Below are 25664 nucleotides of genomic sequence, written 5' to 3'. Positions count from 1 at the left end.
AGAGAATTCCCCTCGCGTAGAACGGCACGTGCGGCTCGCTTGCCGCGACATGCGTGAGGGGAAGGGACTGAAACACATCGCTCGATACTGCTCAGCCGTACTCTTCGCTGCCGGGGTTCTTCCGGCAGCGCCGGCCCCCTAGACCGTGTCCACCCGCCAGGCCTCGGGCAGCGCATCGAGCAGGGCCTGCATCAACGCCCGCACCTTGGGCGTGAGGTCGCGACGGTCGCTGACGCACAGGAACAGCCGCATCGGCTCGGGTGAGGTGCGGGCACCGTCGCCGGTGGCGAACAGCACCTGCAGTTCGCCACGTGACAGCCACGGCGCCGCCACGAACGCGGCCAACCGGGCAATGCCGCCGCCTGCGGCCGCCATCGCGGCCAGCGCATCGATGTCGTCGCAGACCAGCGCAGGGCGCATCCCGGCGTCGAACCGGATGCCGTCGCGCACGAAGCCCCACGGCAGCAGGCGCCCGTCCACCGGGTAGCGGAACACCAGACAGCGATGGTCGCGCAGCGCATCCGGCGTGGACGGGGTCCCTGCCTGCGCCAGGTACGAGGGCGCCGCGCAGACCACGAACGGAACCTGCGCGATGGGCCGCGCCACGATCCCGTCCACCAGTTGCTGTTCGATCCGCAGGCTGACATCCACGTCTTCGCGTGCGTGGTCCACTGCGCGGTCGGTGAGCAGCAGTTCGATCTCCAGCCGCGGATGGCGCGCCTGCAGGGCCGGCAGCAGCGGGGCCAGCACGTGCCGACCGAATGCAGCGGTACTGGCCACGCGCAGGCGGCCCTGCGGGGTCGCCTCCGGATCGGTCACGGCAGCCTGCGCCCGCTGCAGATCGCGCTCGATGTGGCGTACTTCGGCCAGGTACAGCGCGCCGCGTTCGGTCAACGCCAGCGTGCGGGTGGTGCGGTTGAACAGGCGCACGCCCAGGTGGGCTTCCAGCCGCGCAATGTTCTGCCCCACCGCCGCCGGGCTGATCCCGAGCGTACGCGCGGCGGCGGCCAGGCTGCCGGCGTCGGCGGTCCGGATGAAACTGCGGATTGACTGGAGAATGTTCATGATGGCGCCAATCAAGGCCGGTCATTGCAAAGATTGTCTTTATAAAGAGCCAATCCGTCGCGGTCTACCGGCCCCCCGCTGCCCTGACTATCGTGCCGGTCCCGCAACCGCCGGTTGCCCTTGATCGGATCGCTCCGCATGTCGCTCCCTCCGCAGACCCTGCCGGCCCGTCCCTGGAAGCTCGGCAGCCGCTCCACGCCCTACGTGTTCGCCTTCTTCATGGCCTCGATCATGGCGATGCTGATGTGCCTGGTGATCACCGCCGCCAACGCCGGGCTGGACGCGCACTATCCCGCCCGCGTGTTCGGTGCGTACCGGTTGGCCATGCCCACTGCGTTCTGCTGCATCCTGGTGGTGCGCCCGCTGGTGATGCGGCTGGTGGCACTGACCGTGCATCCGCCGCATTGAACGCACCGCAGGCCAATGGTTGCAGCTGAGAGCAACCATCCCGCTACGGAGGGCGCTCACTTACACTGCCGTGATGCGCCCCGATTCCATCCTCACCCTGTCATGCCCGGACCGTACCGGGATCGTCTACCGCGTGTCCGGCCTGCTGTTCGAGCTGGGCTGCAACATCCTCGATGCCCAGCAGTTCGGCGACGAGGAGAGCGGCCGGTTCTTCCTGCGCGTGCATTTCGATCGTGCCGCCGAACGGTCGCTGGCAGACGTGGAAGCGCGCATGGCCACGCTGGGCAGTGAGTTCACGATGGACTGGCAACTGCACGATGCGCGTCGTCGGGCACGGCTGCTGGTGCTGGTCAGCAGGCAGGGGCATTGCCTCAACGACCTGCTGTTCCGTGCGCACAGCCGCCAGCTGCAGGTGGATATCGCGGCGGTGGCCTCCAACCACACCGACTTCGCCGCTCTCGCCGGCTCCTACGGTGTCCCGTTCCACCACCTGCCGGTGAACGCCGACAACCGCGCCGTGCAGGAGCAGCAGATCATTGACCTGGTCGAACGCGAGAAGATCGATCTGGTGGTACTGGCGCGGTACATGCAGATCCTGTCGCCGCGCCTGTGCCAGGCGCTGGCGGGGCGGGCGATCAACATCCATCACAGCTTCCTGCCCAGCTTCAAGGGCGCGCAGCCGTACCACCAGGCGCACGCACGCGGGGTCAAGATCATCGGTGCGACCGCGCACTATGTGACCGACGATCTGGACGAAGGTCCGATCATCGAACAGGACGTGGCGCGCGTGGACCACGCGATGACCCCGCGGGATCTGGTGCGGCTGGGCAGCGATACCGAGTCGCAGGTGCTGGCGCGCGCGGTACGGCGGCATGTCGAGCATCGCATCCTGCGCAATGGACACCGCACGGTGGTGTTCCGCTGATCGCGGTGGCCGGTGCTATGCTCCGGTCCCTGTCCTGCAATGGAGTGCGCGATGAATACCGATCTGATGGTGTGGGTGAAGCTGCTGGCCGTACTGGGTGCATGCGCGGTGGTGGTGGGCGGTTCGATCTGGTTGCTGGTGTGGGTGTTCCAGCGCAATGCACGGCTGGAAGCCGAGCGCCAGCGCAAGGCCGCCGCCAAGCAGCCGCCACAGGCCTGAGCCGGCGGCGTACCCCTCAGCGCAGCGTGATGCTGCTGGCCGCCAGCGCCGCGCGCGTGGCATCGTCGTTGGCGGCACTGACCGGGCGCGTCAGCGCCCACAGATAGCCCACGCGGAAGCCGGCGGCGGCCGCATCCTGTGCGGTCCACAGCACGCAGTAGTCGCGTGCCAGGCCGCACAAATGCACCTCGGCGATACCGCGTTCGCGCAGCCAGCCGGCCAGCCCGGTGGGTGGCCGTTGGCCATTGGCGTCGTGGTTCTCCTGGAAGGCGCTGTACGAATCGACGTGGCGGTTGCGTCCCTTGCGCAGGATCATCGCCGCCGGCGTCCAGTCCACGCCGGCGTGCAATGCGGCGCCGGGCGTGCCCTGCACGCAGTGGTCCGGCCACAGCGTCTGCGGGTGGCCGTGCAGGGCAATCTGCTCGAACGGGGCGTGGCCAGGATGCTGGCTGGCAAACGACGCATGATCGGCCGGGTGCCAGTCCTGGGTCGCCACCACGGTGGCATAGCGGCCCTGTGCCAGCAGCGCGGCGATGTCCGCCACGATCGCATCGCCGTCCTCGCAGGGCAGCGCGCCACCGGGCATGAAGTCCGGCTGCAGATCGACCACGATCAGGGCGACATCGGTGGGAAAGCGGTTCATGGCAGCATCACGCAGGTGGGGCGTCCAGTCTAGCCGACGCCCCGGTGGCGGTCAGTCGGCATCGCCCTGCCGCGAGGTGCCGTCACCGTAGTACAGCACCCCGATCCTGATCCGCTCGCGGCCGTTCTCGCGGCGGTGGCGGTTGGCATCGCGCAGCGAGTACACGCAGCCGCAGTATTCCTGCTGGTAGAACTGCTCGCGCTTGCTGATCTCGACCATGCGCGCGGCGCCACCGCCCTTGCGCCAGTTGTAATCCCAGTACTGGATACCCGGGTAGTGCGCGGCGGCGCGGTGGCCGCAGTCGTTGATCTGGTTCATGTCCTTCCAGCGCGAGATGCCCAGCGAACTGCTGATCACCTGGAAGCCGTGTTCGTGCGCGTACAGCGCCGTGCGCACAAAGCGCATGTCGAAGCACATCGTGCAGCGGATGCCGCGCTCGGGCTCGTTCTCCATGCCGCGTGCGCGTGAAAACCAGTTGTCGGTGTCGTAGTCGGCATCGACGAACGGCACGCCGTGTTTCTCGGCAAAGCGGATGTTCTCCTGCTTGCGCAGTTCGTACTCCTTCACCGGGTGGATGTTGGGGTTGTAGAAGAAGATCGTGTAATCGATGCCCGAGGCGGTGATCGCCTCCATGACTTCGCCGGAGCACGGGGCGCAGCACGAATGCAGCAGCAGCCTGGTGTGGCCACCCGGCAGGGTGAGAGTGGGGCGGTCGATCGGGGGGGTGTGAGGCAGTGTCATGCGATGTCTCGTCGACCGCACCGCCGGCAACGGCGGCGGCGCGGTCTTTGGGGCCAGGCGTGGCGGTGGGTCAGGCGGCGTTGGCGTCGGCGCTTTCCTCGCGCAGCTGGCGCGCGGCGGCCACCAGTGCGTCGAGGGCGGCGCGGGTTTCCTTCCAGCCGCGTGTCTTGAGCCCGCAGTCCGGGTTGACCCAGATCTGCTCCGGACGCAGGACCTCGGCGGCCTTGCGCAGCAGCGCGAGCATCTCCTCCTTGTCCGGCACGCGCGGCGAATGGATGTCGTACACGCCCGGACCGATCTCGTTGGGGTACTGGAAGCGGACGAACGCATCCAGCAGCTCCATGCGCGACCGCGAGGTCTCGATGGAGATCACGTCGGCATCCATTGCGGCGACCGAATGGATGATGTCGTTGAACTCGGAGTAGCACATGTGGGTGTGGATCTGCGTCGAGTCGCGCACGCCGCTGGCGCTGATCCGGAACGCTTCCACCGCCCAGTCCAGGTACTCGCGCCACTGCGCGCGACGCAGCGGCAAGCCCTCGCGGATGGCCGGCTCGTCGATCTGGATCACGCCGATGCCGGCCGCTTCCAGATCCAGCACCTCATCGCGCAGGGCCAGCGCGATCTGCCGGCAGGTCGCGGCACGCGACTGGTCATCGCGCACGAACGACCACTGCAGCACCGTCACCGGGCCGGTCAGCATGCCTTTCATCGGCCGGTCGGTGAGCGACTGCGCGTACTGCGACCAGCGCACCGTCATCGGCTGGGGACGGGTCACATCGCCGTAGATCACCGGCGGTTTCACGCAGCGCGAACCGTAGCTCTGCACCCACCCGCTCCTGGTGAACGCGAAACCATCGAGCTGCTCGCCGAAGTACTCGACCATGTCGTTGCGCTCGAACTCGCCGTGTACCAGCACGTCCAGCCCGATCTGCTCCTGCACGCGCACGCAGTGTTCGGTCTGGGTGGCGAGGAAGGCATCGTAGTCGGCATCGGAGAGCTTGCCGGACTTGTTGCGCGCACGCGCTTCACGCACCTCCAGGGTCTGTGGGAACGACCCGATGGTGGTGGTGGGGAAGCGCGGCAGCTTGAGAGCGGCCGCCTGCGCCAGGTGACGTTGCGGGTAGCGGCTGTGGCGCTGCGCATCGGCCGGGGTCAGCGCGGCCAGACGCGCGGCGACGGCCGGCTTGTGCACGCGCGGCGACTGCCGGCGCGACTCGATGCGGGCCCGTGCCTCGGCCAGCCCGGCCTCGGCATGCGCGGCGCCATCGATGGCGTCGGCGAGCAGGCGCAGCTCCTGCAGCTTCTGTCGTGCGAAGGCCAGCCAGCCGCGCAGCTCATCGTCGAGCCTGGTTTCCAGCGCGAGGTCCACCGGGCTGTGCAGCAGCGAGCACGACGGGGACAGCCACAGCCGGTTGCCCAGGTGGCCATGCGCGTAGCGCGCCAGCACCAGCGCGTTGTCCAGATGGGTACGCCAGATGTTGCGGCCGTTGACCAGGCCAGCTGACAGCACGCGGCCGGCCGGGAGTGCCTTGATCACCGCATCCAGCTGTTCCGGTGCGCGCACCAGGTCCACGTGCAGGCCATCGACGGGCAAAGAGGCCGCCAGCGGGAGGTTGTCGTCCAGCGCGCCGAAGTAGGTGGCCAGCAGCACCTTCGGGCGCGGCGCGGTGGCCAGCGTGGCGTAGGCATGCACGTAGGCGGCGCGTGCCGTCTCGTCCAGATCCTGCACCAGCAGCGGCTCGTCCAGCTGCACCCACTCGGCGCCGGCGTCCTTCAGGGCGCCAAGCAGCTCGACGTAGACCGGCAGCAGCGCGTCCAGCAGATCCAGCGCCGGGCTGCCATCCACGGTCTTGGACAGCAGCAGGAAGCTCACCGGGCCCAGCAGTACCGGCCGCGTCTGGATGCCCAGCGCGCGGGCTTCGCGATACTCGGCCAACGGCTTGTCGCCGCGTAGTGCGAAGCCCTGTCCAGCCTGCAGCTCGGGCACCAGGTAGTGGTAGTTGGTGTCGAACCACTTGGTCATTTCAAGCGCGTGCAGGTCGTGGCCATCGCGCTGCACGCCACGGGCCAGGGCGAAGTAGCCGGCCAGCGGGTCGGCATCGGCCAGCGCGCGGTAGCGCGCCGGAATCGCGTCGAACAGGAACGCGGCATCAAGCACCTGGTCGTAGAGGCTGAAGTCGTTGCTCGGCGGTACGTCCACCCCGGCCTCGCGCTGCAGCTGCCAATGGCGGGCGCGCAGCGCGCGGGCGGTGTCCTGCAGCGATTGCGCGCTGCTCTCGCCGGACCAGTACGCCTCCAGCGCGCGCTTGAGCTCGCGCTTGGCGCCGATGCGCGGAAAACCCAGGTTGGTAACGGTAGTCATTGAAACGTGTCCTCATTGCGTAGGGGCATTGAGGAACGAAGGAACCGCGCGCCGTCCACGCCATTGCTGCCGTGCCCGCCCCGCCAGCGACCTTCGCCCCCGCGGGCGAACCGGATGCCGCGAAGCGGACGCACGGGGGCGGCGCCATGCTGGCGGCATGGCGGCAGGCCCCGGCAACCTCCCCGCGGACGTTCCAGGTCGAATCGGGGAACGGTCGTGTTCCCCGGCCGGGGCCGGTGTTCGGGCTGATGGACACGGGCGCGCACGCCCTCCTAGTACCTGCCGCTTCCCAGGCGGATGCCCAGTGCTGTTGGCAGGATTCGTTTCCATTCACCGCTGCGGGGCAGCTCCGGAATGGGCGCGCAAGGCGCCTTCACCGGATTCCCGTTTAAACCCATCCCTTCATCTGCATGAAGAGATGGATACCTTCGGCGAGCACAAGGTAGGCCGAAGGGGCGCGGTGGTCAAGGGGGGCCGGTTCGTCCTGGGTCGCGTCACGGGGCATCTGCCGGTCCAGCCAGAACGTGCTTCGGGAGTGGGGCAGGCGCGCCAGCCACTGCATCCATGACGCCGTTGCCTGCGTATCTCCCGATGACCCCCCCTGCGGAGCCGGACATGCGCCGAACCCTTCTTCCCTCGCTGCTGCTGGTGCTGATCCCGGCGCTGCCAGCCGCTGCCCAGCAGGTGCAGCGCCAGGAAGGCCGTGCCTACGCGCCCGCCGGCGGGCGCCTGCTGTACCGCGAGACCCATTGGCTGCAGGGCCCGCCCGAGGCGCGCTCGCGGCTGGTGCTGTACCGCTGCGCGGACGGACGCGCCTTCGCGCGCAAATGGATGACCCCGCAGGGCAGTGCGCAGACCCCGGACTTCGCGTTCGAAGATGCGCGCAACGGCTACCAGGAAGGCCTGCAGGGCAGCGCCACCGCCCGCACCGTGTACGTGCGTGAGGACGCGCAGGCCGAACGCGTGAGCCGTACCATCGCGATTCCGTCCGACGCGGTGGTCGATGCCGGGTTCGACGCGGCCGTGCTCAAGCACTGGGACGCCCTCCAGGGCGGGCGCAGCGTGGCTTTCCAGTTCCTGCTGCCCAGCCGCCAGCGGCTGGTGCCATTGAAGCTGCAGCGCAGCGGTGCGGTCACCTGGCAGGGCCAGCCGGCCGAGCAGCTGCAGATGCGCCTGGATGCCTGGTTCGGCTTCGCCGTGCCGGCGGTGACCCTGATCTACGCGCGCGCCACACCCCGCCTCCTGCAGTTCTCCGGCACCGGCAACGTGCGTGATGAACACGGGCGCTACCCCCAGGTGCGCGTCGAGTTTGCCGAGGCGCCGGTCGCGGCAACGCTGGCCGAGCTGGCCTCCGCGCGGCAGCAACCGCTGGTGTCCGCATGTGCCGGATGAGTGCCCCCTTGCGCGGCAGGCGCGCAGCGACGACGATGCCGGCTGTTCCCCCGACGACATTGAGCCTGCGATGCCCGAGCTGGACACTGCCGATACCGGTGCCTCGCGGCGCCTCGATGAGCTGCTCGTCCAGGTCGCCACCGGCGACCGCCAGGCGTTTGAATCGGTTTACCAGTTGGCCTCCGGCCGTCTCTTCGCGATCTGCCTGCACATATTGCGCGACCGCGGCGATGCCGAGGACGTGCTGCAGGACGCCTTCGTCACGGTGTGGCACAAGGCCGCGCAGTTTGACCGCGCCAAGGCCTCAGCCATGACCTGGCTCTCCACGCTGGCCCGCAACCGCGCCATCGATCGCCTGCGCGCCGCACCGCCGCGCCCGCTGGACGATCTGTCGGTGGCCGAAGAGATTCCCGATTTCGCGCCGCAGCCGGCGCAGGCGGCCGAGCACGCCTCCGATCGCGAGCGCCTGGACGATTGCCTGGACACGCTGGAGCCTCGCCGGCGTTCGCTGATCCGGCTGGCCTTCCTGGATGGGGCGAGCTATGACGAACTGGCGCGCCGGATCGGTGCGCCGCTGGGATCGGTGAAAAGCTGGATCCGCCGTGGGCTGGGCCAACTACGGGTGTGCCTGGAACGATGAACGTCCGCGATCTCCACGATATGCCTCATGACGCCGAACCACCCGGCGCGGACATCCTGGCCGGTGAATACGTGCTCGGGGTGCTCGATGCCGCCCAGCGCGCCGAGGTGGAACAGCGCATCGCCCGTGATCCGGGCTTTGCGCGCCTGGTCAGCCAGTGGGAAAACCGGCTGGCGCCGCTGCTCGACTCACTCGGCACCGAGGCTGTCCCGGCCCACCTGTGGCCGCGTATCCGCACCTCGCTGGGCTGGCCGTCGGTGGGCGCCACACCGCGCGCCTGGCAGCGCACCGGCTTCTGGCAGGGCATGACGGCGCTGGCAGCGGTGGTCGCGCTGGTGGCGGTCCTTGCCCGCCGCGACGTGGTACCGGTGGCACCGGTAGCGCCGCCGGTGGCGGTCACCCCGACCACGCCGGCCGAGCCGGAACAGGCCACCCGGCCGGTCACGCCGCTGCTGCACGACGACGGTTCCCCTGGCTGGCTGGCCTCGGTCGACAAGGCCCACGGCAAAGTGTTGATGGTGCCGGTCCCGGCGCCAGCAGACGCCGCCGGGCGCGCGCCCGAGCTGTGGCTGATCCCGGCGGGCGGTGCACCGCGTTCGCTGGGCCTGGTCTCGATCAACCGCGCCCACACCGTGGCGGTACCGGACATGCTGCGTGATGCGCTGGTGAACGGTTCGGTGCTGGCGATCACGCTGGAACCGTCCGGCGGCGCCCCGCAGGGCATCCCGACCGGCCCGGTCATCGCCAAGGGCGACATCGCCAACCTCTAAGGTGCACTTTATTTCCGGATACGTGCATCCGGAAGGCCGCTGTTCCCGTATCTCCTGACAAGCACGCCAGGAGATGCGCGATATGTCGGCCGGACCCGCCCCTGCAACAGGACGCACCGCCCGCCGGGGCCTTTGGCCCACGGTGCGGCGCTGGTTTGATACCGGTGCCGACACGACGGTGGCGCCCGAAGCCGCGCAGCGCGTGGACTGGCTGCGCGCGATTCCGTTCGCGGCGATGCACCTGGCCTGCGTGGCGGTGTTGTGGGTGGGCGTGTCCTGGATCGCGGTCGGGGTCGCGGTGGCGCTGTATGCCGTGCGCATGTTCGCGATCACCGCCTTCTACCACCGCTACTTCGCGCACCGCACCTTCCGGACCTCGCGCGCGGTGCAGTTCGCGTTCGCCGTGATCGGCGCGGCCAGCGTGCAGCGGGGCCCGCTTTGGTGGGCCGCGCACCATCGGCACCACCATCGCCATACCGATACCCCGGCCGATCCGCACTCGCCGCGTGTGCACGGCTTCTGGTGGAGCCACATGGGCTGGTTCCTCACCCCCGAAGGGTTCCGCACCGACTTCGCGCGCATCCCGGACCTGGCGAAATATCCCGAACTGCGCTGGCTGGACCGCTTCGACACTCTGGTGCCGATCATGTTGGCCGCCGCGTTGTTCGGCCTGGGGGCCATGCTCGAGCGCATCGCGCCGTCGTGGGGCACCAGCGGCGGCCAGATGCTGGTGTGGGGCTTCTTCATCTCCACGGTGGTGCTGTTCCACGCCACGGTGACCATCAACTCGCTGGCGCACCGCTTCGGCCGGCGCCGCTTCGCCACCGCCGACGACAGCCGCAACAACCTGTGGCTGGCACTGCTGACCTTCGGTGAAGGCTGGCACAACAACCATCACTTCTTCCCGGGCACAGTGCGCCAGGGCTTCTACTGGTGGGAAGTGGACATCACCTGGTACGGCCTGCGCGTGATGGGCTGGCTTGGCCTGGTACGCGATCTCAAACCGGTGCCGGCGTGGGTGCTGGCCAAGGCGGAGAACTGACATGCGCATCGCCGTGATCGGATCGGGCATCGCCGGCCTTGCGAGCGCCTGGTGGCTGTCGCAGCGCCACGAGGTGACCCTGTTCGAAGCCAACGACTACCTCGGCGGGCACACCCACACCCATACGGTGGAGGTGGACGGGCGCACGCAGGCGGTGGACACCGGGTTCATCGTGTTCAACCCGCTGCACTATCCCCTGCTTACCGCGCTGTTCGAGCAGCTCAACGTGGCGACGCGGGCGACCACCATGAGTTTTTCCGTGCACAGCGAGCGCAGCGGGCTGGAGTACAACGCCACCTCGCTGGATGCGCTGTTCTGCCAGCGCCGCAACCTGGTCTCGCCGCGCTTCTGGGGCATGCTGCGCGATCTGCGGCGCTTCTACCGCGAGGCACCGGCGCTGCTGCAGAGCGACGGGGACGGGCCATCGCTCGGTGAATACCTGCAGGACGGTGGCTACGGACGCGCCTTTGTGGACGAGCACCTGCTGCCGATGGCCTCGGCGCTCTGGTCGGCGCCCACGGCGGCGCTGGCCGCGTTCCCGGCACGCTACCTGGTGCAGTTCATGGCCAACCACCAGATGCTGCAGGTCAGTGGCCGTGCGCCGTGGCGGGTGGTGGAGGGCGGGTCGGCCCGCTACATCGACGCGATGCGGCGCCGCTGGCAGGTCCGGGAGCGTCTGGAGTGCCGGGTATACGGCGTGGAACGTCACGCGCAGGGCGTCCGCGTGCACAGTGCGGCCGGGCTGGAAGGGTTTGACCAGCTGGTGCTGGCCTGCCACAGCGACCAGGCGCTGGCGATGCTGTCCGATGCCGATCCGACCGAACGTGCCGTGCTCGGGGCGATCCGCTATCAGCCCAACGAGGTGGTCCTGCATACCGACGCCCGGCTGCTGCCCACGCACCGCAAGGCGTGGGCCGCCTGGAACGCCCACGTGCCGGCGTCGCCGACGGCACCGTGCACGGTCAGCTACTGCATGAACCTGCTGCAGGGCATCGACACGCCCACGCCGCTGGTGGTCACGCTCAACCGCAGCGAGGCGATCGACCCGGCCAAGGTGCTGCGCCGCCTGCAGTACTCGCACCCCGTGCACGACCACGCGATGGTGCGCGCGCAGGGGCGCTGGGCCGAGGTACAGGGCCGGCGCCGGACCTGGTTCGCCGGCGCTTACTGGGGCTGGGGCTTCCATGAGGACGGCATCCGCAGCGCGCGCCGTGTGGTGGATGCGCTGGACGCACTGGATGCCGACGCGTACTGGCCGTTGTCCGAGGCGGTGTCGGCATGAGCGCCAGCGCGATCTACCGCGGCCGCATGCGGCATCGCCGCCACCTGCCACAGGCCCACGCGTTCGGCTACCCGGTGGCGCAGCTGCTGCTGGATCTGGATGAGCTGGACCAGGTGTTCCGTGGCCGCTGGCTGTGGTCGGTGGGCCGCCGCAACCTGGCCGAATTCCGCCGCAGCGACTACCTCGGCGACCCGGCCGTGCCGCTGGCCGAGGCCGTGCGCGCGCGGGTGACCGAGGCGCTCGGCCGCGCGCCGGCCGGACCGGTCCGCCTGCTCGCGCACCTGCGCTATGGCGGCCACGTGTTCAACCCGGTCAGCTTCTACTACTGCTACGCCGCCGACGGCACCACGCTGGAGTGCATCGTCGCGGAGATCACCAACACGCCCTGGAAGGAGCGGCACGCCTACGTGCTGCCGGTGGCCGCCGCCGATGCCCACGGCCGCGCGCTGGCATGGGAGTTCGACAAGCAGTTCCACGTCTCGCCCTTCATGCCGATGGACTGCCGCTACCGCTGGCGCTTCACCGCGCCGGGTGAGGATCTGCACGTGCACATGCAGGTCTGGCGCGAGGGTGCGCGCCAGTTCGATGCCGATCTGGTGCTGCAGCGCCAGCCGCTGGACCGCCGCGGCCTCGCCGGCGTCCTGCTGCGCTACCCGCTGATGACCCTGCAGGTGGTCGCGGCCATCCACTGGCAGGCGCTGCGCCTGTGGCTCAAGCGCACCCCCGTCCACGACCACCCTTCGCTTGCTGGAAAACGCCCATGAACGACATGACCCGGCCACGCCTGCCCGCCCTGCCCACCGCGCTGGAACGCTTCCTGCGCGATCGCCTGGTGTCCCAGCTGGCGCCGCTGCGCGGTGGCAGCCTGCACCTGCGCGATGCCGCCGGCGATGTGATGCTGGGCGATCCGACGGCAACGCTGCGCGTTACCGTGTGGGTCGACGATCCGGCGTTCTACCGCGCGGTGGCCGCGCAGGGCAGCGTCGGCGCCGGCGAGGCCTACATCCGGGGCGACTGGCGCTGCAGCGACCTGGTCGCGCTGGTGCAGCTGCTGGTGCGCAACCGCGACCTGCTCGACAGCATGGAGCGCGGCGTGGCGCGTGTCGGTGGTTGGCTGCTGAAGGGCTGGAACCGCCTGCGCCGCAACACCCGCGAAGGCAGCCGGCGCAACATCGCCGCGCACTACGACCTCGGCAACCCGTTCTTCTCGCTGTTCCTGTCCGAGGACCTGATGTATTCCTCGGCGCTGTACGCCAGCACCGGGGACACGCTGGAGGCAGCCTCGCAGCGCAAACTCGCGCGCATCTGTGAACAGCTGCAGCTCACCGCCGATGATCGCGTCATCGAGATCGGCACCGGCTGGGGCGGTTTCGCGCTGTATGCGGCGCGCGAGATCGGCTGCCATGTCACCACCACCACCATTTCCGTCGAGCAGTACACGCTGGCCAAGGCGCGGGTGGAAGCCGCCGGCCTGCAGGACAGGGTGACCCTGCTGCTCAAGGACTACCGTGACCTGGAGGGCCAGTACGACAAGCTGGTCTCCATCGAGATGATCGAGGCGATCGGCGCACAGTACCTGGACACGTACTTCGCCACGCTCACCCGCCTGCTCAACCCCGACGGTCTGGCGCTGCTGCAGGCCATCACCATCGAGGACCAGCGCTACGAACAGGCCCGCCGCAGCGTGGACTACATCAAGCGCTTCGTGTTCCCCGGGAGCTTCATTCCGTCGATCAACGCGATCGTCGCTGCCAAGACCCGCAGCAGCGACCTGCAGCTGATCGGTCAGCACGATTTCGGGCCGTCCTATGCGCTGACGCTGCGGGCCTGGCGGCACCGCTTCCTTGCCCAGCTGCCCGCCGTGCGCGCGCAGGGCTTCGATGCGCGTTTCATCCGGATGTGGGAGTTCTACCTGGCCTATTGCGAAGGCGGCTTCCTGGAGCGCTCGATCGGCGTGTCGCACCTGCTGATGGCGCGCCCCGGCTACCGGCCTGCGCTGATCGCCGGGGAGGGCTGAAGTGCTGCGCTTCTGGTCCAACGTGATTGGCAACCAGCTGGTGTGGTTGTGCGCAGTGGTCGGCGCCGGCCGCGGGTTGTGGTGGCCGGCATTGCTGGCAGCCGCCGCATACGTGGCCAGCCAGCTGGCGTGGTCGCCGCGGCCATCGGTCGAGATGAAGCTGATGGGCGTGGCGATCGGCTGCGGGCTGGTGGTCGATGGCCTGGCGGGTGGTACCGGGCGCGTGGTGTACGCCGCCGGCAACGATGCGGCATGGCTGGCTCCGCCGTGGATTCTCGCGCTGTGGGCCGCCTTCGCCATGACGCTGACGGTGTCCTTCGCCGTGCTGCAGCGGCATCTGCGCGTGGCCGCACTGGTGGGGCTGCTGCTGGCACCGCTGGCGTATCTGTCGGCTGCGCGCGGCTGGTCCTCGGTGGTATTCACCGCGCCGCCGTGGCACGGCGTGGCAGTGCTGGGCCTTGGCTGGGCGGTCGCCCTGCCGCTGCTGGCCGCGTGCGCGCGCCACTGGCAACGCCCGGTGGACCCGATCAACACCCTTGCTGCGGGAGAGACACGATGAAGATGCTGTGGGTGATCTGGCTGTATGCCGCGGTGATCATGACGTGGGGCTGGTGGTGGCAGCGCCGCCACGAGAATATCGGCGTGGTCGACGTCCTGTGGGCCAAGGGTGTCGGTGCATCGGCGCTGCTGCTTGCCCTGCTCGGCACGGGTGCGTCGACACCGCGGATCGCCCTCGCTGCCCTTGGCGGCCTGTGGGGAACGCGGCTGGCGCTGCACCTGTGGCGCCGCGTCCGCAGCGAACCCGAGGACGGCCGCTACCGGCATCTGCGGCAGTATTGGAACGGCCATCAGGGCAAGATCTTCGGCTTCTTCCAGTTCCAGGCACTGCTGATCGTGCTGTTCGCGCTGCCCTTCGTGGCGGTGTCGGTCGCCCCGGCCACGCACGTCGGCTGGCTGATCGCAGCGGCCGCGGTGTGGCTGCTGAGCGTGGGCGGCGAGGCGCTCGCCGATCGCCAGCTGGCGCGCTTCCGCGCCGATCCGGCCAACAAGGGGACGACCTGCCGCCAGGGTCTGTGGCGCTACTCGCGGCATCCCAACTATTTCTTCGAATGGCTGCACTGGTTCACCTACGTGCTGCTGGCCGTGCACTCGCCGCTGTGGTGGCTGGCGTGGTCCGGTCCGCTGGTGATGTACGTGTTCCTGCGCTGGGTCAGCGGCATTCCCTTCACCGAGGCGCAGGCGCTGCGCAGCCGTGGCGAGGACTATCGCCATTACCAGCGCACCACCCCGATGCTGTTCCCGTGGTTCCCCTCCCGCTCTTCCTCCCGCAAGGAGATGTCATCGTGAATGCCGCCAGTGAACCGTTGCCCCTGCCGGACTATGCCCCCGGCCTGACCGGCCTGGCCGAACGCGGCCTGCTGCCCGACGCGCTGCTGCGCCTGGGCATCCGCCGCCAATGCGAGCAGCGCCTGCGCGACGAACTCGCCGGGGGCCAGCAGGCCCAGTCGCAGCGCTTCGCCGCCCGCATCGCCGGGCTGGCCAGCAGCGCGGTGGCCCTGCACGTGGATGCGGCCAATCGCCAGCACTACGAGGTTCCGGCGGACTTCTTCCATCACTGCCTGGGCAAACGCCTGAAGTACAGCAGCTGCTACTACGCCACCGGCCACGAGACGCTGGATGAAGCCGAAGAGGCGATGCTGGCGCTGTATGGCGAGCGCGCGCAGCTCGCTGACGGCCAGCGCATCCTCGAGCTCGGCTGCGGTTGGGGCTCGCTGACCCTGTGGATGGCCGAGCGCTACCCCGGCGCGCGGATCACCGCGGTCTCCAACTCCAACAGCCAGCGCGAGTACATCCTGGGGCAGTGCCGGGCGCGGGGGCTGGCCAACGTCACCGTCCTTACCCGCGACGTCAACCATCTCACCCTGGAGGCGGGCAGCTTCGACCGCTGCGTGTCCATCGAGATGTTCGAGCACATGCGCAACTACCCGCAGCTGCTGCAGCGCATCCACGGCTGGCTCACCCCGCAGGGCAAGCTGTTCGTGCACATCTTCGTGCACCGCACGCTGATGTACCCGTTCGAGACGGACGGCGACGACAACTGGATGGGCCGGCACTTCTTCACCGGTGGTCTGATGCCTGCCGCCGACACGCTGCTGTTCTTCCAGCAGCACCTGCACCTGCAGCAGCGCTGGCTGCTCGATGGCACCCACTACCAGCGCACCGCCAACCACTGGCTGGCCAACCAGGACCGCGAGAAGGACGCGGTGATGGCCGTGCTGCGCCAGTGCTACGGCGACGCTGCGGCCCCGCTGTGGCACCAGCGCTGGCGCATGTTCTGGATGGCCTGTGCGGAGCTGTTCGGCTACCAGCAGGGCCAGCAGTGGCAGGTGGCGCACTACCTGTTCGATCGCTCCTGATCCCCCACGCCTGCCGAGGACGCCGTCATGACGATTCGTGCTTTCATCCCGCTGCTGGTCACCGGCATGCTGCTGGGCGGTTGCGGCGGCAATACCCGCCCCATTCCCCCGGTGGCGCAGGTCGACGTGCCACGCTTCATGGGCGACTGGTATGTGATTGCGCATATCCCGAGCCGGCCCGAGCGCGAGGCCTACGATGCGGTGGAATCCTATGCGCTGCGACCGGACGGCCGCATCCAGACCACCTTCCGCTACCGCAAGGGCAGCTTCGACGCACCGGTGAAAACCATGCATCCGATCGGTACGGTCAAGGAAGGCACCGGCGGGGCGGTCTGGGGCATGCAGTTCATCTGGCCGATCCAGGCCGAGTACGTGATCGTGTACCTGGATCCGGACTACCAGCAGACGATTGTCGGCCGCAGCAAGCGCGACTATGTCTGGCTGATGTCGCGTACCCCGACCCTCTCCGATGCCGACTACCAGAAGGCCATGACACGCATCGCCGCGCTTGGCTATGACCTGTCCCAGGTAAGGCGCGTGCCGCAGTCCGGCGCGGCCGAATAGGCCGATCCGTGGCCGGTTTCTCAGGCCCTGAGAAGCCCGCAGGCGATACTGTCGTCATCGATCTCCCGATACGGCGGCCCCTCCGGGCCATGTACGGGGACGGTGCGCGGATCGGCTGCGCACCGGCGGACAGAGGACGGCAGCGTGGTGGACAGGTATTGCGATCTGGTCATGAAGGGCGGCATCACCAGCGGCATCGTGTATCCCAACGCGGTGCTGTCGCTGGCCCGACAGTACCGTTTCAAAAACATCGGCGGCACCTCGGCAGGCGCCATCGCCGCGGCGGTGGCGGCGGCGGCCGCGCTGGGCGACCGCCGGCGCCATGCCGGCCAGGCGGTGGAGGCGCAGGTCGGTTTTCCGGGCCTGGCCACGGTATCGGCCGAGCTGTCGCGGCGTGGCTTCATTTACAGCCTGTTCCAGCCCGCGCACGGTGCGCGCACCGCCTACCGGTTGCTGGTGATGCTCACCGGCAAGTCCAGCCTGCCGCGCAAGATCGCCTGCCTGCTCGCGGCGGTGTTCGCGATCGCGCCGCTGGAGCTGCTGGCCACGCTGGTGGGGCTGCTCGGCATCGGCTGGTTGGCCGGTGGCGTGGACGGTGTCTGGGCCACGCTGCTGCCGTCGCTGCTGTGCGCCTACGGTGCCGGCGTACTCGCCTCGGCCCTGCGCGTGGCGCGGGTCGCGCGGCGCAACCTGCTGGGCCTGTGCAGCGGCGCCACCCAGGCCGATGCATCGACGCCGGCGCTCACCGACTGGCTGCATGCCCGCCTGCAGGCGCTGGCTGGCCTGCCGGCCGACCGGCCGCTGACCTTCGGTGACCTGCACCAGGCACCGCGCTATGCCGGCGAGCCGGCCGGCGCGCACGCGATCAGCCTGCAGATGATCACCACCTGCGTTTCGCATACCGAGCCGCGCACGTTGCCGTTCAGCGCTGCGCACTTCTGGTTCGTGCGCGAGGAGTTCCTGCAGCTGTTCCCGGCCAGTGTCGTGGACTGGCTGGTGGCGCAGGCCGGGGCGCCGCAGCGCGTGGACGGGCGCGACTACTACCGGCTGGTCGATGGCGAGCAGTTGCCGGTGCTGGTGGCCACCCGGATGAGCCTGAGCTTTCCGCTGCTGATCAGTGCGGTGCCGTTGCACGAGCCGGCGCGTCGTGAGCGCCGCTGCGAGCCGGCAGCGGCGCCCACGCCCGGGCGCGACAGCAGCAATGTGGCCGACAGCATGGAAGGGCTGACCAGTGGCGGGCAGAACTGTGGCCCGGTCATCACCGCGTTCCGGGTCTGCTGGTTCTCCGATGGCGGGATCAGCAGCAACTTCCCCATCCATCTGTTCGACGCCGCGCTGCCGCGCTGGCCCACCTTCGGCATCAACCTGGTGTATCCGCGCCACGCCGATGCCGTCCTCCTGTCCGATGCCGAGGGGCAGGGCGAACAGGCGCAGATCGAGCGGGCGGTGTTCCTGCCCACCGAGAACCGTCAGGGCTGGCAGCGCAGCTACCAGTCCATCGCCAAGCCGCTGGCCGCGGCGGAGATGTCCGGTTTTCTGTTCTCGATCGTCTCCACCATGCAGAACTGGCGCGATGTGCTGCAGGCGCGTGCGCCGGGCTATCGCGATCGCATCGTGCACGTTTCGCTGCACGGCGACGAAGGCGGCATGAATCTGGACATGCCGCAGGACGTGCTCAGCCGCATCGCCGCCAAGGGCAGCGTGGCCGGTGAGCGATTCTGTGACTTCTCCTTCGCCAACCACTACTGGATCCGCTGGCGCAACCTGGCCTCGGCCTACCAGCGCTACACCCTGGAGATCGCGCGCACCGACGATCCCGCGCAGCGCGTGGCTGCGTGGCACGATGCGTACGAGAGCGTGGCCAGCGGCGAACCGCCGCCGCCGTCCTACCGGTTGGGTTCGGAGGACAAGCGACGCGAATCGCAGCAGCTGTGGCACCACATGGTCGAGCAGGGCCAGCGCTGGGACGACCTCGGCCCGGACCTCACCGACGGCGCGCCTCGCCCCCTGCCGCAGATGAAGGTCACCCCGATCTATTGAGCCCGGAGAAACCGGCACCACTACCGGTGCCCAGGTCTCGCACCGGCCGCCTCAGCGCCCGGGCAACTGCGCGAACGCGCGCTGCATGCAGTCCTCGCGCGGGCAGACCCGGCAACCGGGGCCGATCGAGACCGAGTTGCCCGGGCTCTGGATATCCAGCCCGCGCGAATAGATCAACCGCTCGGCATGCTGCAGGTCGCAGCCCAACGCCACCGCGAAGGTCTTGCGCGGCTGCCCGTGCCCGACCGGGCCGCTGCTCACCTGGCGCGCCAGCCAGAAGTGCCGGCGGCCATCGGGCATGCGCGCGGTCTGGGTCAGCACGCGGCCGGGTTGATTGAACGCCTCATACACAATCCACAGCGGACACGAGCCGCCCACCTGCGAGAAGTGGAAGTCGGTGGCGGAATGCCGTTTGGAGACATTGCCGGCGCGGTCCACGCGGATGAAGAAGAAGGGCAGCCCCGGCGCACTGCGCCGCGCCAGCGTGCTCAGGCGGTGGCAGACCGCCTCGAAGCCCACGCCGAAGCGGTGCGCCAGCGCATCGATGTCGTAGGCGCTGTGTTCGGCCGCGCGCAGGAACCGCGCATACGGCATCACCAGCGCTCCGGCAAAGTAGTTGGACATGCCGATCCGAGCCTGCGCGATCTGTTCCGGCTCGCGGAAGCCGGCTCGCGCGATCACCGCATCGATCTGTGCCGCGTACCCCAGCAGGGCCAGTTCGGCCGCCATCTGGAAGGCCTGCTGGCCCGGCTCCAGGTAGTCGGGCAACCACAACGTGCGGCTGCCGCCGTCGTACACGCGCTTCTCGCGCCCGGCCTGCAGCGGCGCCACTTCCACCAGCACCCCGTGCCGGTCGGCCAGCAGCTGGCGCAGGCGCGGCGCCACGTGGCCGGCGACCAGCCCCCATTCGCCGAACAACTGCTCGGCCAGATCGTCCAGTTCGGGAATGTGGTTGTGCATGCGGTTGAAGAAGTCCCGCACCTGATCGCCGGCCGGCAGCGCCTGGCCGGCATGCACGTCACCCAGCTGGAACTCCAGCGCGGCAGCATGCTCGCGCAGCGCCAGGTGACGCCGGTGCAGGTCCAGCAGGGCGCGGCTGATCTGCGGCAGGTTGCCGGCCATCGCGCGCAGCTCGGTGCTGCTCACATCGTCCAGGCCGAGGTCGCGCAGGGTCTCGCCGAGGGCATCCTGCAGCGCGCCCGGCTCATCGACATCGAACAGCTCGCTGACATCGCCCAGCACCGCACGCAGCTTCTGCTGCACGGCCGGGGTCAGGGGTCGCTTGTTGCGCTCGATCTGGTTCAGGTAGCTGGCCGAGAGGCCGAGGGCCCGGGCCAGGTCGATCTGGCTGTAGCCGCGCTGCTCGCGCAGCTTCAGCAGGCGCAGGCCGATCTGGCGGTGTGGAGACTGGCTGTTCACAAGATTCACAAAAATCGTAGCGGGCATTGGCCAGATTAAGCGCATACAGCCCGGAAATCGAGGTTGACCCTGTGAATAATGCCAACAACTTATCGACCCCCCGGGATTGTCCATGACTGTTGCAGCGCCCCGCATCCGTATGTTGATCGATGGCCAGTTCATCGAATCGGCCAGCCCGCACTGGCAGAACGTGGTCAATCCGGCCACCCAGGACGTCCTGGCCCAGGTGCCGTTCGCGACCCCCGGTGAAGTGGACGCCGCCGTCGCTGCGGCCAAGGAAGCCTTCAAGACCTGGCGCAAGACCCCCATCGGCACCCGTGCGCGCATCTTCCTGAAGTACCAGCAGCTCATCCGCGAAAACATGAGCGAGCTGGCCCATATCCTGTCCGCCGAGCAGGGCAAGACCGTGCCGGACGCCGAAGGCGATGTGTTCCGCGGCCTGGAAGTGGTCGAGCACGCCGCTGCGATCGGCAACCTGCAGCTCGGCGAGCTGGCCAACAACGTCGCCAATGGCGTGGACACCTACACCCTGCTGCAGCCGCTCGGCGTGTGCGCCGGCATCACCCCGTTCAACTTCCCGGCGATGATCCCGCTGTGGATGTTCCCGATGGCGATCGCGACCGGCAATACCTTCATTCTGAAGCCGTCCGAGCAGGACCCGATGGTCACCATGCGCCTGGTCGAACTGGCGCTGGAAGCGGGCATTCCCAAGGGCGTGCTCAACGTCGTGCACGGCGGCGAAGACGTGGTCAATGCGATCTGCGACCACCCGGACATCAAGGCCGTCTCCTTTGTCGGTTCCACCCGCGTCGGCACGCACGTGTACAACCGTGCCTCGCTGGCCGGCAAGCGCGTGCAATGCATGATGGGCGCCAAGAACCACGCCGTGGTGCTGCCGGACGCCAACAAGGAACAGAGCCTCAACGCGATGGTCGGTGCCGCCTTTGGCGCGGCGGGCCAGCGCTGCATGGCCGCATCCACCCTGGTGCTGGTCGGCGAGGCGCGCGAGTGGGTGCCTGACCTGGTGGCCAAGGCAAAGACACTGAAGGTGAGCGCCGGCAGCGTGGCCGGGACCGATGTCGGCCCGGTCATCTCCTGCGCCGCCCGCGAGCGCGTGGAAGGCCTGATCGCCTCCGGTGTGGAGCAGGGCGCCAAGCTGGTGCTGGATGGCCGCAACCCGCAGGTGGACGGCTTCGAGAAGGGCAACTTCGTGGGCCCGACCATCTTCGCCGGCGTCACCCCGGGCATGCGCATCTATGACGAGGAAATCTTCGGGCCGGTGCTGGTGATCCTCGAAGCGGACACGCTGGAAGACGCCATCGACCTGATCAACGCCAATCCGAACGGCAACGGCACCGCGCTGTTCACCCAGTCCGGCGCGGCCGCACGCAAGTTCCAGGAAGACATCGACGTCGGCCAGGTCGGCATCAACGTGCCGATTCCGGTGCCGGTGCCGCTGTTCTCCTTCACCGGTTCGCGCGCCTCCAAGCTCGGCGACCTGGGCCCGTACGGCAAGCAGGTGGTCATGTTCTACACCCAGACCAAGACCATCACCTCGCGCTGGTTCGATGACGAGACGCTGGGTCACGGCGTCAACACCACCATCAGCCTGAAGTAAGCAACAACGGAGTTCGACCATGAGCCACTCGATGACGACGGAACTCGACGAAGCGCAGCAGGCCTATAGAGAGGCTGCGCGCGACTTCGCCCAGGCCGAACTGGCGCCGCACGCCGCGCGATGGGATGCGGAGGGCATCTTTCCGCGCGAGGCGATCGCCAAGGCAGGGGAACTCGGGTTCTGTGGCCTGTACATGGACCCCGAGGTCGGCGGCAGCGGCTTGAGCCGTCTGGACGCCGCCGTCGTCATCGAGGAGCTCGCCAACGTGGACCCGTCCACTGCGGCCTACATCAGCATCCACAACATGGCCTCGTGGATGGTGTCGACGTGGGGTACCGAAACGCTGCGCGCCGCCTGGGGCACCGATCTGTCCTCGGGCAGCAAGCTGGCCTCGTACTGCCTGACCGAGCCGGGTGCCGGGTCGGACGCGGCGTCGCTGAAAACCAGCGCCGTGCGCGAAGGTGAACACTACGTGCTGAACGGCGCCAAGGCCTTCATCTCCGGTGCCGGCGCCACCGAACTGCTGGTGGTGATGGCGCGGACCGGCGGTGCCGGTGCGGGCGGCATCAGCGCGATCGCGGTGCCGGCCGACCTGCCGGGCATCAGCTACGGTCGCAAGGAAGAGAAGATGGGCTGGAACAGCCAGCCCACCCGCGGCATCACCTTCGAGAACGTCCGCGTGCCGGTCAGCCACCTTCTGGGAGAGGAAGGCGGCGGCTTCAAGCTGGCGATGAAGGGCCTGGACGGTGGCCGCATCAACATCGCCGCCTGTTCGCTGGGTGCCGCCCAGGGCGCGCTGGACGCGGCCCGCCGCTACATGGGCGAGCGCCGCCAGTTCGGCAAGGCGCTGGCCGACTTCCAGGCGCTGCAGTTCAAGCTGGCCGACATGGCCACCCAGCTCGTGGCCGCGCGGCAGATGGTGCATGCCGCCGCGCGCAAGCTCGACGCCGGTGCCAGCGATGCCAACGTGTGGTGTGCGATGGCCAAGCGCTTCGCCACCGATGCCGGCTTCAACGTCTGCAACGATGCGCTGCAGATCCACGGCGGTTATGGCTACATCCGCGAATACCCGATCGAACGGCTGCTCCGCGATTGCCGCGTGCACCAGATCCTGGAGGGCACCAACGAGATCATGCGCGTGATCGTGGCCCGCCACCTGCTCAACACCGAAGAGGAACTGCGATGATGGATTGGCGCACGCACGAACACACCGGCCTGAAGGTCGAGGCCGATGGCCACGTCGCGGTGGTGACGCTGGACAACCCGCCGGCCCACACCTGGACCGTGCACAGTCTGTCCGCCCTGCGCGACCTGGTCGGTGCGCTTAATGCCGACAAGGGCATCTACGCGCTGGTGATCACCGGGGGAGGCGAAAAGTTCTTCTCCGCCGGGGCCGATCTCAAGCAGTTCGCCTCCGGCGACAAGGGCGCCGCGCGCGAAGCGGCACGCCGATTCGGCGAAGCCTTCGAGGCCCTGTCCGGCTTCCGTGGCGTCTCCATCGCGGCCATCAACGGCTATGCGATGGGCGGCGGCCTGGAATGTGCGCTGGCCTGCGACCTGCGCATCATCGAGGACCATGCCCAGGTGGCGCTGCCGGAGGCGACCGTCGGCCTGCTGCCGTGCGCCGGTGGCACGCAGAATCTACCGCGTCTGGTGGGCGAAGGCTGGGCCAAGCGGATGATCCTGCTCGGCGAACGCATCGATGCCGACACCGCCGTGCGCATCGGCCTGGCCGAAGAGAAGGTCGGCAAGGGCGAAGCGCTCGCACTGGCACTGGACTGGGCGCGCAAGGCCGGTAAGCAGAGCCCGACCAGCATCGCCGCGTGCAAGACGCTGGTGCAGGCCACCCGCACCGGCACCCATGCCGCCGCCCTGGTGGCCGAACGCGAAGCGTTCGTCGACCTGTTTGACAGCGCCGACCAGGTCGAGGGCGTCAGCGCCTTCCTGGAGAAGCGCAGCGCGCAGTGGAAGAACGCATGAGCACGGTCGCCGCCAGCGAAGACGCACCGGTGCTGTTCGAGGAACGCACCGCCGCCAACGGCATGCGCATCGGCATCGCCACGCTCAACGCCGCGCGTACGCTCAACGGCTTTTCGCTGCCGATGGCACACCTGCTGGGCGAGCGCCTGCAGGCCTGGGCCGACGACGACGGCATCGCCCTGGTGGTGCTGCAGGGCGCGGGCGAGAAGGCCTTCTGCGCCGGCGGTGACCTGCACAGCCTGTACCGCAGCATGGTGGAGTACCGCCAGGCGGGCCGCAGCGACATCCGCGACAACACGTATGCCGCCGAATTCTTCGACGTCGAGTACCGCGTCGACTACGCCATCCACACCTTCCCCAAGCCGATCCTGTGCTGGGGCCACGGCATCGTGATGGGCGGTGGCATCGGCCTGATGTCCGGCGCCAGCCATCGCGTGGTCAGCGAGCGCTCGAAACTGGCGTTCCCGGAGATCACCGTCGGTCTGTTCCCCGACGTGGGCGGCAGCTGGCTGCTGCCGCGCGTGCCGGGCAAGGGTGGTCTGTTCCTGGCCCTTACCGGCGCGCCGCTCAATGCCGGCGATGCGATCTACGCCGGCCTGGCCGACATCCACGTGCCGGAAGCGCAGCGCGAAGCGGTGTTCACCGCGCTGCTCGGCGTGCACTGGAGCGAGGAGGCCAAGCGCAACCACGAGCAGCTCAGCGCCCTGTTGCAGCAGCACGCCACCGACGCGGCCACCGGCCCGCTGCTGCGCCATGCCGCCACCCTCGACGCGCTCTGTGCCGGCGACGATCTGGCCACCATCGTGGACGCGATCATCGCGCTGGAAACCGACGATCCCTGGTTGCAGACCGCCCAGGCCACGCTCGCCGCCGGTGCACCCGGCTCGGCGCGGTTGGCCTTCGAGCTGCAGCGCCGCACTGTCGGCGCATCGCTGGCCGACGTCTACCGCCTGGAGTACATCGCCGCGCTGCACAGCGCCGCCCACGGCGACTTCGCCGAAGGCATCCGCGCGCTGTTGATCGACAAGGACCGCACCCCGCACTGGCAGCCGGCCACCCTGGCCGAGGCCACGGCGGCGTGGGCCCACACCTTCTTCGTTTCGCCCTGGTCCGACGCCACGCACCCGCTGGCCGACCTCGGTGTCACTGACCCTGAAAGGAGCCTCGCATGAGCCGTATCGCATTCATTGGGCTGGGCAACATGGGTGGCCCGATGGCCGCCAACCTGGCCAAGGCCGGGCACGCCGTGCGCGTGTTCGACCTGGTGCCCGCCGCCGTGCAGGCCGCGGTCGATGCCGGCGCCACCGCCGCCCACTCTGCACTGGACACCCTGACCGACGCCGAGATCGTGATCTCCATGCTGCCGGCCAGCCGCCACGTCGAAGGCGTGTACCTGGGCGAGGACGGTCTGCTGGCCGATATTCCCGGCGGCGCACTGCTGATCGACTGCAGCACCATTGCCCCGGCCACCGCACGCAAGGTTGCCGAAGCGGCCGCTGCACGTGGTCTGCAGATGCTCGACGCACCGGTCTCCGGCGGCACCGCCGGTGCACAGGCCGGCACCCTGACCTTCATCGTCGGTGGCGATGCCGAGGCGCTCGAGCGCGCCCGCCCGATCCTGCAGGCAATGGGCAAGAACATCTTCCATGTCGGCGCCAGCGGCGCCGGCCAGGTCGCCAAGCTGTGCAACAACATGGCGCTGGGCGTGATCATGGCGGTCACCGGCGAATCCATCGCACTGGGCGTGGCGCACGGTCTGGATCCGAAGGTGTTGTCGCAGATGATGGCGGTCAGCACCGGCCGCAGCTGGGCCACCGAAGTGTGCAACCCGTGGCCGGGTGTGCTGGAGAATGCGCCGGCCTCGCGCGGCTACAGCGGCGGCTTCGGCAGCGACCTGATGCTCAAGGACATGGGCCTGGCGGTGGAAGCGGCCATGAGCGTGGGCGCCTCGATTCCACTCGGCGAGCTCGCGCGCAACCTGTATTCGATGAACCACCAGGCCGGTCGCGGCAAGCTGGATTTCTCCAGCGTCGTGCAGGTGATCGCAAACGAAACGTAACACCAGCACCACGCTCAGACGCATCCCCGGGGTTCACCCTGGGGATCCACCGCGGTGG

25 protein-coding genes and 1 riboswitch are annotated in these 25664 nt (G+C 68.9%); of the genes, 20 read left to right on the top strand and 5 right to left on the bottom strand.

What is annotated here, in order from left to right; genetic code table 11:
• Positions 1–138: 138 nt before the first annotated feature.
• A complete protein-coding gene (locus GDJ08_RS18380; RefSeq protein ID WP_026070901.1) occupies positions 139–1065 on the bottom strand; it encodes a LysR family transcriptional regulator in 927 nt (308 codons plus the stop codon).
• Between the two features lie 138 nt (positions 1066–1203).
• Here GDJ08_RS18380 and GDJ08_RS18375 point away from each other — a divergent pair, with 138 nt between their 5' ends.
• The 3 genes from GDJ08_RS18375 to GDJ08_RS18365 all read left to right on the top strand — a co-directional run bounded on the left by GDJ08_RS18375 (position 1204) and on the right by GDJ08_RS18365 (position 2617).
• Positions 1204–1473 (top strand): DUF2798 domain-containing protein, encoded by a 270-nt coding sequence (locus GDJ08_RS18375; RefSeq protein WP_153165447.1) that lies wholly within the window; start codon positions 1204–1206, stop codon positions 1471–1473.
• A gap of 73 nt (positions 1474–1546) precedes the next feature.
• Positions 1547–2398 carry a formyltetrahydrofolate deformylase gene (gene purU / locus GDJ08_RS18370; RefSeq protein WP_026070900.1) on the top strand — a complete coding sequence of 284 codons (852 nt, stop codon included), beginning with the start codon at positions 1547–1549 and terminating at the stop codon, positions 2396–2398.
• A 51-nt stretch (positions 2399–2449) separates the two neighbouring features.
• Positions 2450–2617, top strand: coding sequence for a hypothetical protein (locus GDJ08_RS18365; RefSeq protein ID WP_153165446.1), 168 nt, complete (start codon positions 2450–2452; stop codon positions 2615–2617).
• A gap of 16 nt (positions 2618–2633) precedes the next feature.
• Here the strand turns inward: GDJ08_RS18365 and pncA are convergent, their stop codons facing one another.
• The 3 genes from pncA to metE form a co-directional block, all read right to left on the bottom strand.
• On the bottom strand, positions 2634–3260 hold the full coding sequence (gene pncA / locus GDJ08_RS18360) for a bifunctional nicotinamidase/pyrazinamidase (RefSeq protein WP_153165445.1): 627 nt from the start codon (positions 3258–3260) through the stop codon (positions 2634–2636).
• A 51-nt stretch (positions 3261–3311) separates the two neighbouring features.
• Entirely contained in the window at positions 3312–4001 is a 690-nt protein-coding gene (locus GDJ08_RS18355) for an epoxyqueuosine reductase QueH (RefSeq protein ID WP_017356868.1), read from the bottom strand.
• Between the two features lie 70 nt (positions 4002–4071).
• Positions 4072–6366: a 5-methyltetrahydropteroyltriglutamate--homocysteine S-methyltransferase gene (metE, locus tag GDJ08_RS18350; protein WP_153165444.1), complete on the bottom strand. Its 2295-nt coding sequence runs from the start codon at positions 6364–6366 to the stop codon at positions 4072–4074.
• Positions 6367–6580: 214 nt separating this feature from the next.
• Positions 6581–6812, bottom strand: a riboswitch (cobalamin riboswitch).
• A 169-nt stretch (positions 6813–6981) separates the two neighbouring features.
• Here metE and GDJ08_RS18345 point away from each other — a divergent pair.
• The 12 genes from GDJ08_RS18345 (at position 6982) to GDJ08_RS18290 (ending at position 18530) form a co-directional block, all read left to right on the top strand.
• Positions 6982–7758: a hypothetical protein gene (locus GDJ08_RS18345; RefSeq protein ID WP_017356866.1), complete on the top strand. Its 777-nt coding sequence runs from the start codon at positions 6982–6984 to the stop codon at positions 7756–7758.
• A 70-nt stretch (positions 7759–7828) separates the two neighbouring features.
• Positions 7829–8398, top strand: a complete 570-nt coding sequence (locus GDJ08_RS18340; RefSeq protein ID WP_017356865.1) for a sigma-70 family RNA polymerase sigma factor — start codon at positions 7829–7831, stop codon at positions 8396–8398.
• Between the two features lie 20 nt (positions 8399–8418).
• A complete protein-coding gene (locus GDJ08_RS18335; protein ID WP_229296574.1) occupies positions 8419–9168 on the top strand; it encodes an anti-sigma factor in 750 nt (249 codons plus the stop codon).
• Between the two features lie 82 nt (positions 9169–9250).
• Complete coding sequence (locus tag GDJ08_RS18330) at positions 9251–10210, top strand: acyl-CoA desaturase (protein ID WP_153165443.1); 960 nt, start codon at positions 9251–9253, stop codon at positions 10208–10210.
• A 1-nt stretch (position 10211) separates the two neighbouring features.
• Positions 10212–11492 carry an NAD(P)/FAD-dependent oxidoreductase gene (locus tag GDJ08_RS18325; protein ID WP_136006640.1) on the top strand — a complete coding sequence of 427 codons (1281 nt, stop codon included), beginning with the start codon at positions 10212–10214 and terminating at the stop codon, positions 11490–11492.
• On the top strand, positions 11489–12256 hold the full coding sequence (locus tag GDJ08_RS18320) for a DUF1365 domain-containing protein (RefSeq protein ID WP_136006642.1): 768 nt from the start codon (positions 11489–11491) through the stop codon (positions 12254–12256). Before GDJ08_RS18325 ends, GDJ08_RS18320 begins: the two co-directional genes overlap by 4 nt.
• Positions 12253–13509, top strand: coding sequence for an SAM-dependent methyltransferase (locus GDJ08_RS18315; protein ID WP_017357389.1), 1257 nt, complete (start codon positions 12253–12255; stop codon positions 13507–13509). Before GDJ08_RS18320 ends, GDJ08_RS18315 begins: the two co-directional genes overlap by 4 nt.
• A 1-nt stretch (position 13510) precedes the next feature.
• Positions 13511–14068 (top strand): DUF2878 domain-containing protein, encoded by a 558-nt coding sequence (locus tag GDJ08_RS18310; RefSeq protein WP_017357388.1) that lies wholly within the window; start codon positions 13511–13513, stop codon positions 14066–14068.
• Entirely contained in the window at positions 14065–14856 is a 792-nt protein-coding gene (locus GDJ08_RS18305; RefSeq protein ID WP_136006646.1) for a DUF1295 domain-containing protein, read from the top strand. The genes GDJ08_RS18310 and GDJ08_RS18305 overlap by 4 nt, the downstream gene beginning before the upstream one ends.
• A complete protein-coding gene (locus GDJ08_RS18300) occupies positions 14853–15926 on the top strand; it encodes a cyclopropane-fatty-acyl-phospholipid synthase family protein (protein ID WP_017357386.1) in 1074 nt (357 codons plus the stop codon). The genes GDJ08_RS18305 and GDJ08_RS18300 overlap by 4 nt, the downstream gene beginning before the upstream one ends.
• Before the next feature lie 66 nt (positions 15927–15992).
• Positions 15993–16490, top strand: a complete 498-nt coding sequence (locus tag GDJ08_RS18295; RefSeq protein WP_229296577.1) for a lipocalin family protein — start codon at positions 15993–15995, stop codon at positions 16488–16490.
• 144 nt (positions 16491–16634) lie between these two features.
• Complete coding sequence (locus tag GDJ08_RS18290) at positions 16635–18530, top strand: patatin-like phospholipase family protein (protein ID WP_324616690.1); 1896 nt, start codon at positions 16635–16637, stop codon at positions 18528–18530.
• Between the two features lie 51 nt (positions 18531–18581).
• On the opposite strand, the gene GDJ08_RS18285 is transcribed toward GDJ08_RS18290, so the two are convergent.
• A complete protein-coding gene (locus tag GDJ08_RS18285) occupies positions 18582–19949 on the bottom strand; it encodes a helix-turn-helix domain-containing protein (protein WP_136006680.1) in 1368 nt (455 codons plus the stop codon).
• Between the two features lie 112 nt (positions 19950–20061).
• Between GDJ08_RS18285 and GDJ08_RS18280 the strand changes: the two genes are divergently transcribed.
• The 5 genes from GDJ08_RS18280 to mmsB are packed head-to-tail and all read left to right on the top strand — an operon-like array spanning position 20062 to position 25606.
• A complete protein-coding gene (locus tag GDJ08_RS18280; RefSeq protein ID WP_017355015.1) occupies positions 20062–21567 on the top strand; it encodes a CoA-acylating methylmalonate-semialdehyde dehydrogenase in 1506 nt (501 codons plus the stop codon).
• 19 nt (positions 21568–21586) lie between these two features.
• On the top strand, positions 21587–22753 hold the full coding sequence (locus tag GDJ08_RS18275) for an acyl-CoA dehydrogenase family protein (RefSeq protein ID WP_153165442.1): 1167 nt from the start codon (positions 21587–21589) through the stop codon (positions 22751–22753).
• A complete protein-coding gene (locus GDJ08_RS18270) occupies positions 22750–23547 on the top strand; it encodes an enoyl-CoA hydratase (RefSeq protein WP_017355017.1) in 798 nt (265 codons plus the stop codon). The genes GDJ08_RS18275 and GDJ08_RS18270 overlap by 4 nt, the downstream gene beginning before the upstream one ends.
• A complete protein-coding gene (locus GDJ08_RS18265; RefSeq protein WP_153165441.1) occupies positions 23544–24719 on the top strand; it encodes an enoyl-CoA hydratase/isomerase family protein in 1176 nt (391 codons plus the stop codon). Before GDJ08_RS18270 ends, GDJ08_RS18265 begins: the two co-directional genes overlap by 4 nt.
• Positions 24716–25606, top strand: a complete 891-nt coding sequence (mmsB, locus tag GDJ08_RS18260; RefSeq protein WP_017355019.1) for a 3-hydroxyisobutyrate dehydrogenase — start codon at positions 24716–24718, stop codon at positions 25604–25606. The genes GDJ08_RS18265 and mmsB overlap by 4 nt, the downstream gene beginning before the upstream one ends.
• Positions 25607–25664: the final 58 nt, after the last annotated feature.

Source organism: Stenotrophomonas nematodicola (assembly GCF_009467805.1).
In the GTDB taxonomy this organism is placed as follows: Bacteria; Pseudomonadota; Gammaproteobacteria; order Xanthomonadales; family Xanthomonadaceae; genus Stenotrophomonas; species Stenotrophomonas nematodicola.
This window is presented reverse-complemented; position numbering and strand designations above follow the sequence as displayed.

What these genes read in the sequence shown, in the direction of transcription:
- GDJ08_RS18380 (WP_026070901.1), bottom strand. Translation starts at nt 1,065, where the DNA reads ATGAACATTCTCCAGTCAATCCGCAGTTTCATCCGGACCGCCGACGCC.
- GDJ08_RS18375 (WP_153165447.1), top strand. Translation starts at nt 1,204, where the DNA reads ATGTCGCTCCCTCCGCAGACCCTGCCGGCCCGTCCCTGGAAGCTCGGC.
- purU (WP_026070900.1), top strand. Translation starts at nt 1,547, where the DNA reads ATGCGCCCCGATTCCATCCTCACCCTGTCATGCCCGGACCGTACCGGG.
- GDJ08_RS18365 (WP_153165446.1), top strand. Translation starts at nt 2,450, where the DNA reads ATGAATACCGATCTGATGGTGTGGGTGAAGCTGCTGGCCGTACTGGGT.
- pncA (WP_153165445.1), bottom strand. Translation starts at nt 3,260, where the DNA reads ATGAACCGCTTTCCCACCGATGTCGCCCTGATCGTGGTCGATCTGCAG.
- GDJ08_RS18355 (WP_017356868.1), bottom strand. Translation starts at nt 4,001, where the DNA reads ATGACACTGCCTCACACCCCCCCGATCGACCGCCCCACTCTCACCCTG.
- metE (WP_153165444.1), bottom strand. Translation starts at nt 6,366, where the DNA reads ATGACTACCGTTACCAACCTGGGTTTTCCGCGCATCGGCGCCAAGCGC.
- GDJ08_RS18345 (WP_017356866.1), top strand. Translation starts at nt 6,982, where the DNA reads ATGCGCCGAACCCTTCTTCCCTCGCTGCTGCTGGTGCTGATCCCGGCG.
- GDJ08_RS18340 (WP_017356865.1), top strand. Translation starts at nt 7,829, where the DNA reads ATGCCCGAGCTGGACACTGCCGATACCGGTGCCTCGCGGCGCCTCGAT.
- GDJ08_RS18335 (WP_229296574.1), top strand. Translation starts at nt 8,419, where the DNA reads ATGCCTCATGACGCCGAACCACCCGGCGCGGACATCCTGGCCGGTGAA.
- GDJ08_RS18330 (WP_153165443.1), top strand. Translation starts at nt 9,251, where the DNA reads ATGTCGGCCGGACCCGCCCCTGCAACAGGACGCACCGCCCGCCGGGGC.
- GDJ08_RS18325 (WP_136006640.1), top strand. Translation starts at nt 10,212, where the DNA reads ATGCGCATCGCCGTGATCGGATCGGGCATCGCCGGCCTTGCGAGCGCC.
- GDJ08_RS18320 (WP_136006642.1), top strand. Translation starts at nt 11,489, where the DNA reads ATGAGCGCCAGCGCGATCTACCGCGGCCGCATGCGGCATCGCCGCCAC.
- GDJ08_RS18315 (WP_017357389.1), top strand. Translation starts at nt 12,253, where the DNA reads ATGAACGACATGACCCGGCCACGCCTGCCCGCCCTGCCCACCGCGCTG.
- GDJ08_RS18305 (WP_136006646.1), top strand. Translation starts at nt 14,065, where the DNA reads ATGAAGATGCTGTGGGTGATCTGGCTGTATGCCGCGGTGATCATGACG.
- GDJ08_RS18295 (WP_229296577.1), top strand. Translation starts at nt 15,993, where the DNA reads ATGCTGCTGGGCGGTTGCGGCGGCAATACCCGCCCCATTCCCCCGGTG.
- GDJ08_RS18280 (WP_017355015.1), top strand. Translation starts at nt 20,062, where the DNA reads ATGACTGTTGCAGCGCCCCGCATCCGTATGTTGATCGATGGCCAGTTC.
- GDJ08_RS18275 (WP_153165442.1), top strand. Translation starts at nt 21,587, where the DNA reads ATGAGCCACTCGATGACGACGGAACTCGACGAAGCGCAGCAGGCCTAT.
- GDJ08_RS18270 (WP_017355017.1), top strand. Translation starts at nt 22,750, where the DNA reads ATGATGGATTGGCGCACGCACGAACACACCGGCCTGAAGGTCGAGGCC.
- GDJ08_RS18265 (WP_153165441.1), top strand. Translation starts at nt 23,544, where the DNA reads ATGAGCACGGTCGCCGCCAGCGAAGACGCACCGGTGCTGTTCGAGGAA.
- mmsB (WP_017355019.1), top strand. Translation starts at nt 24,716, where the DNA reads ATGAGCCGTATCGCATTCATTGGGCTGGGCAACATGGGTGGCCCGATG.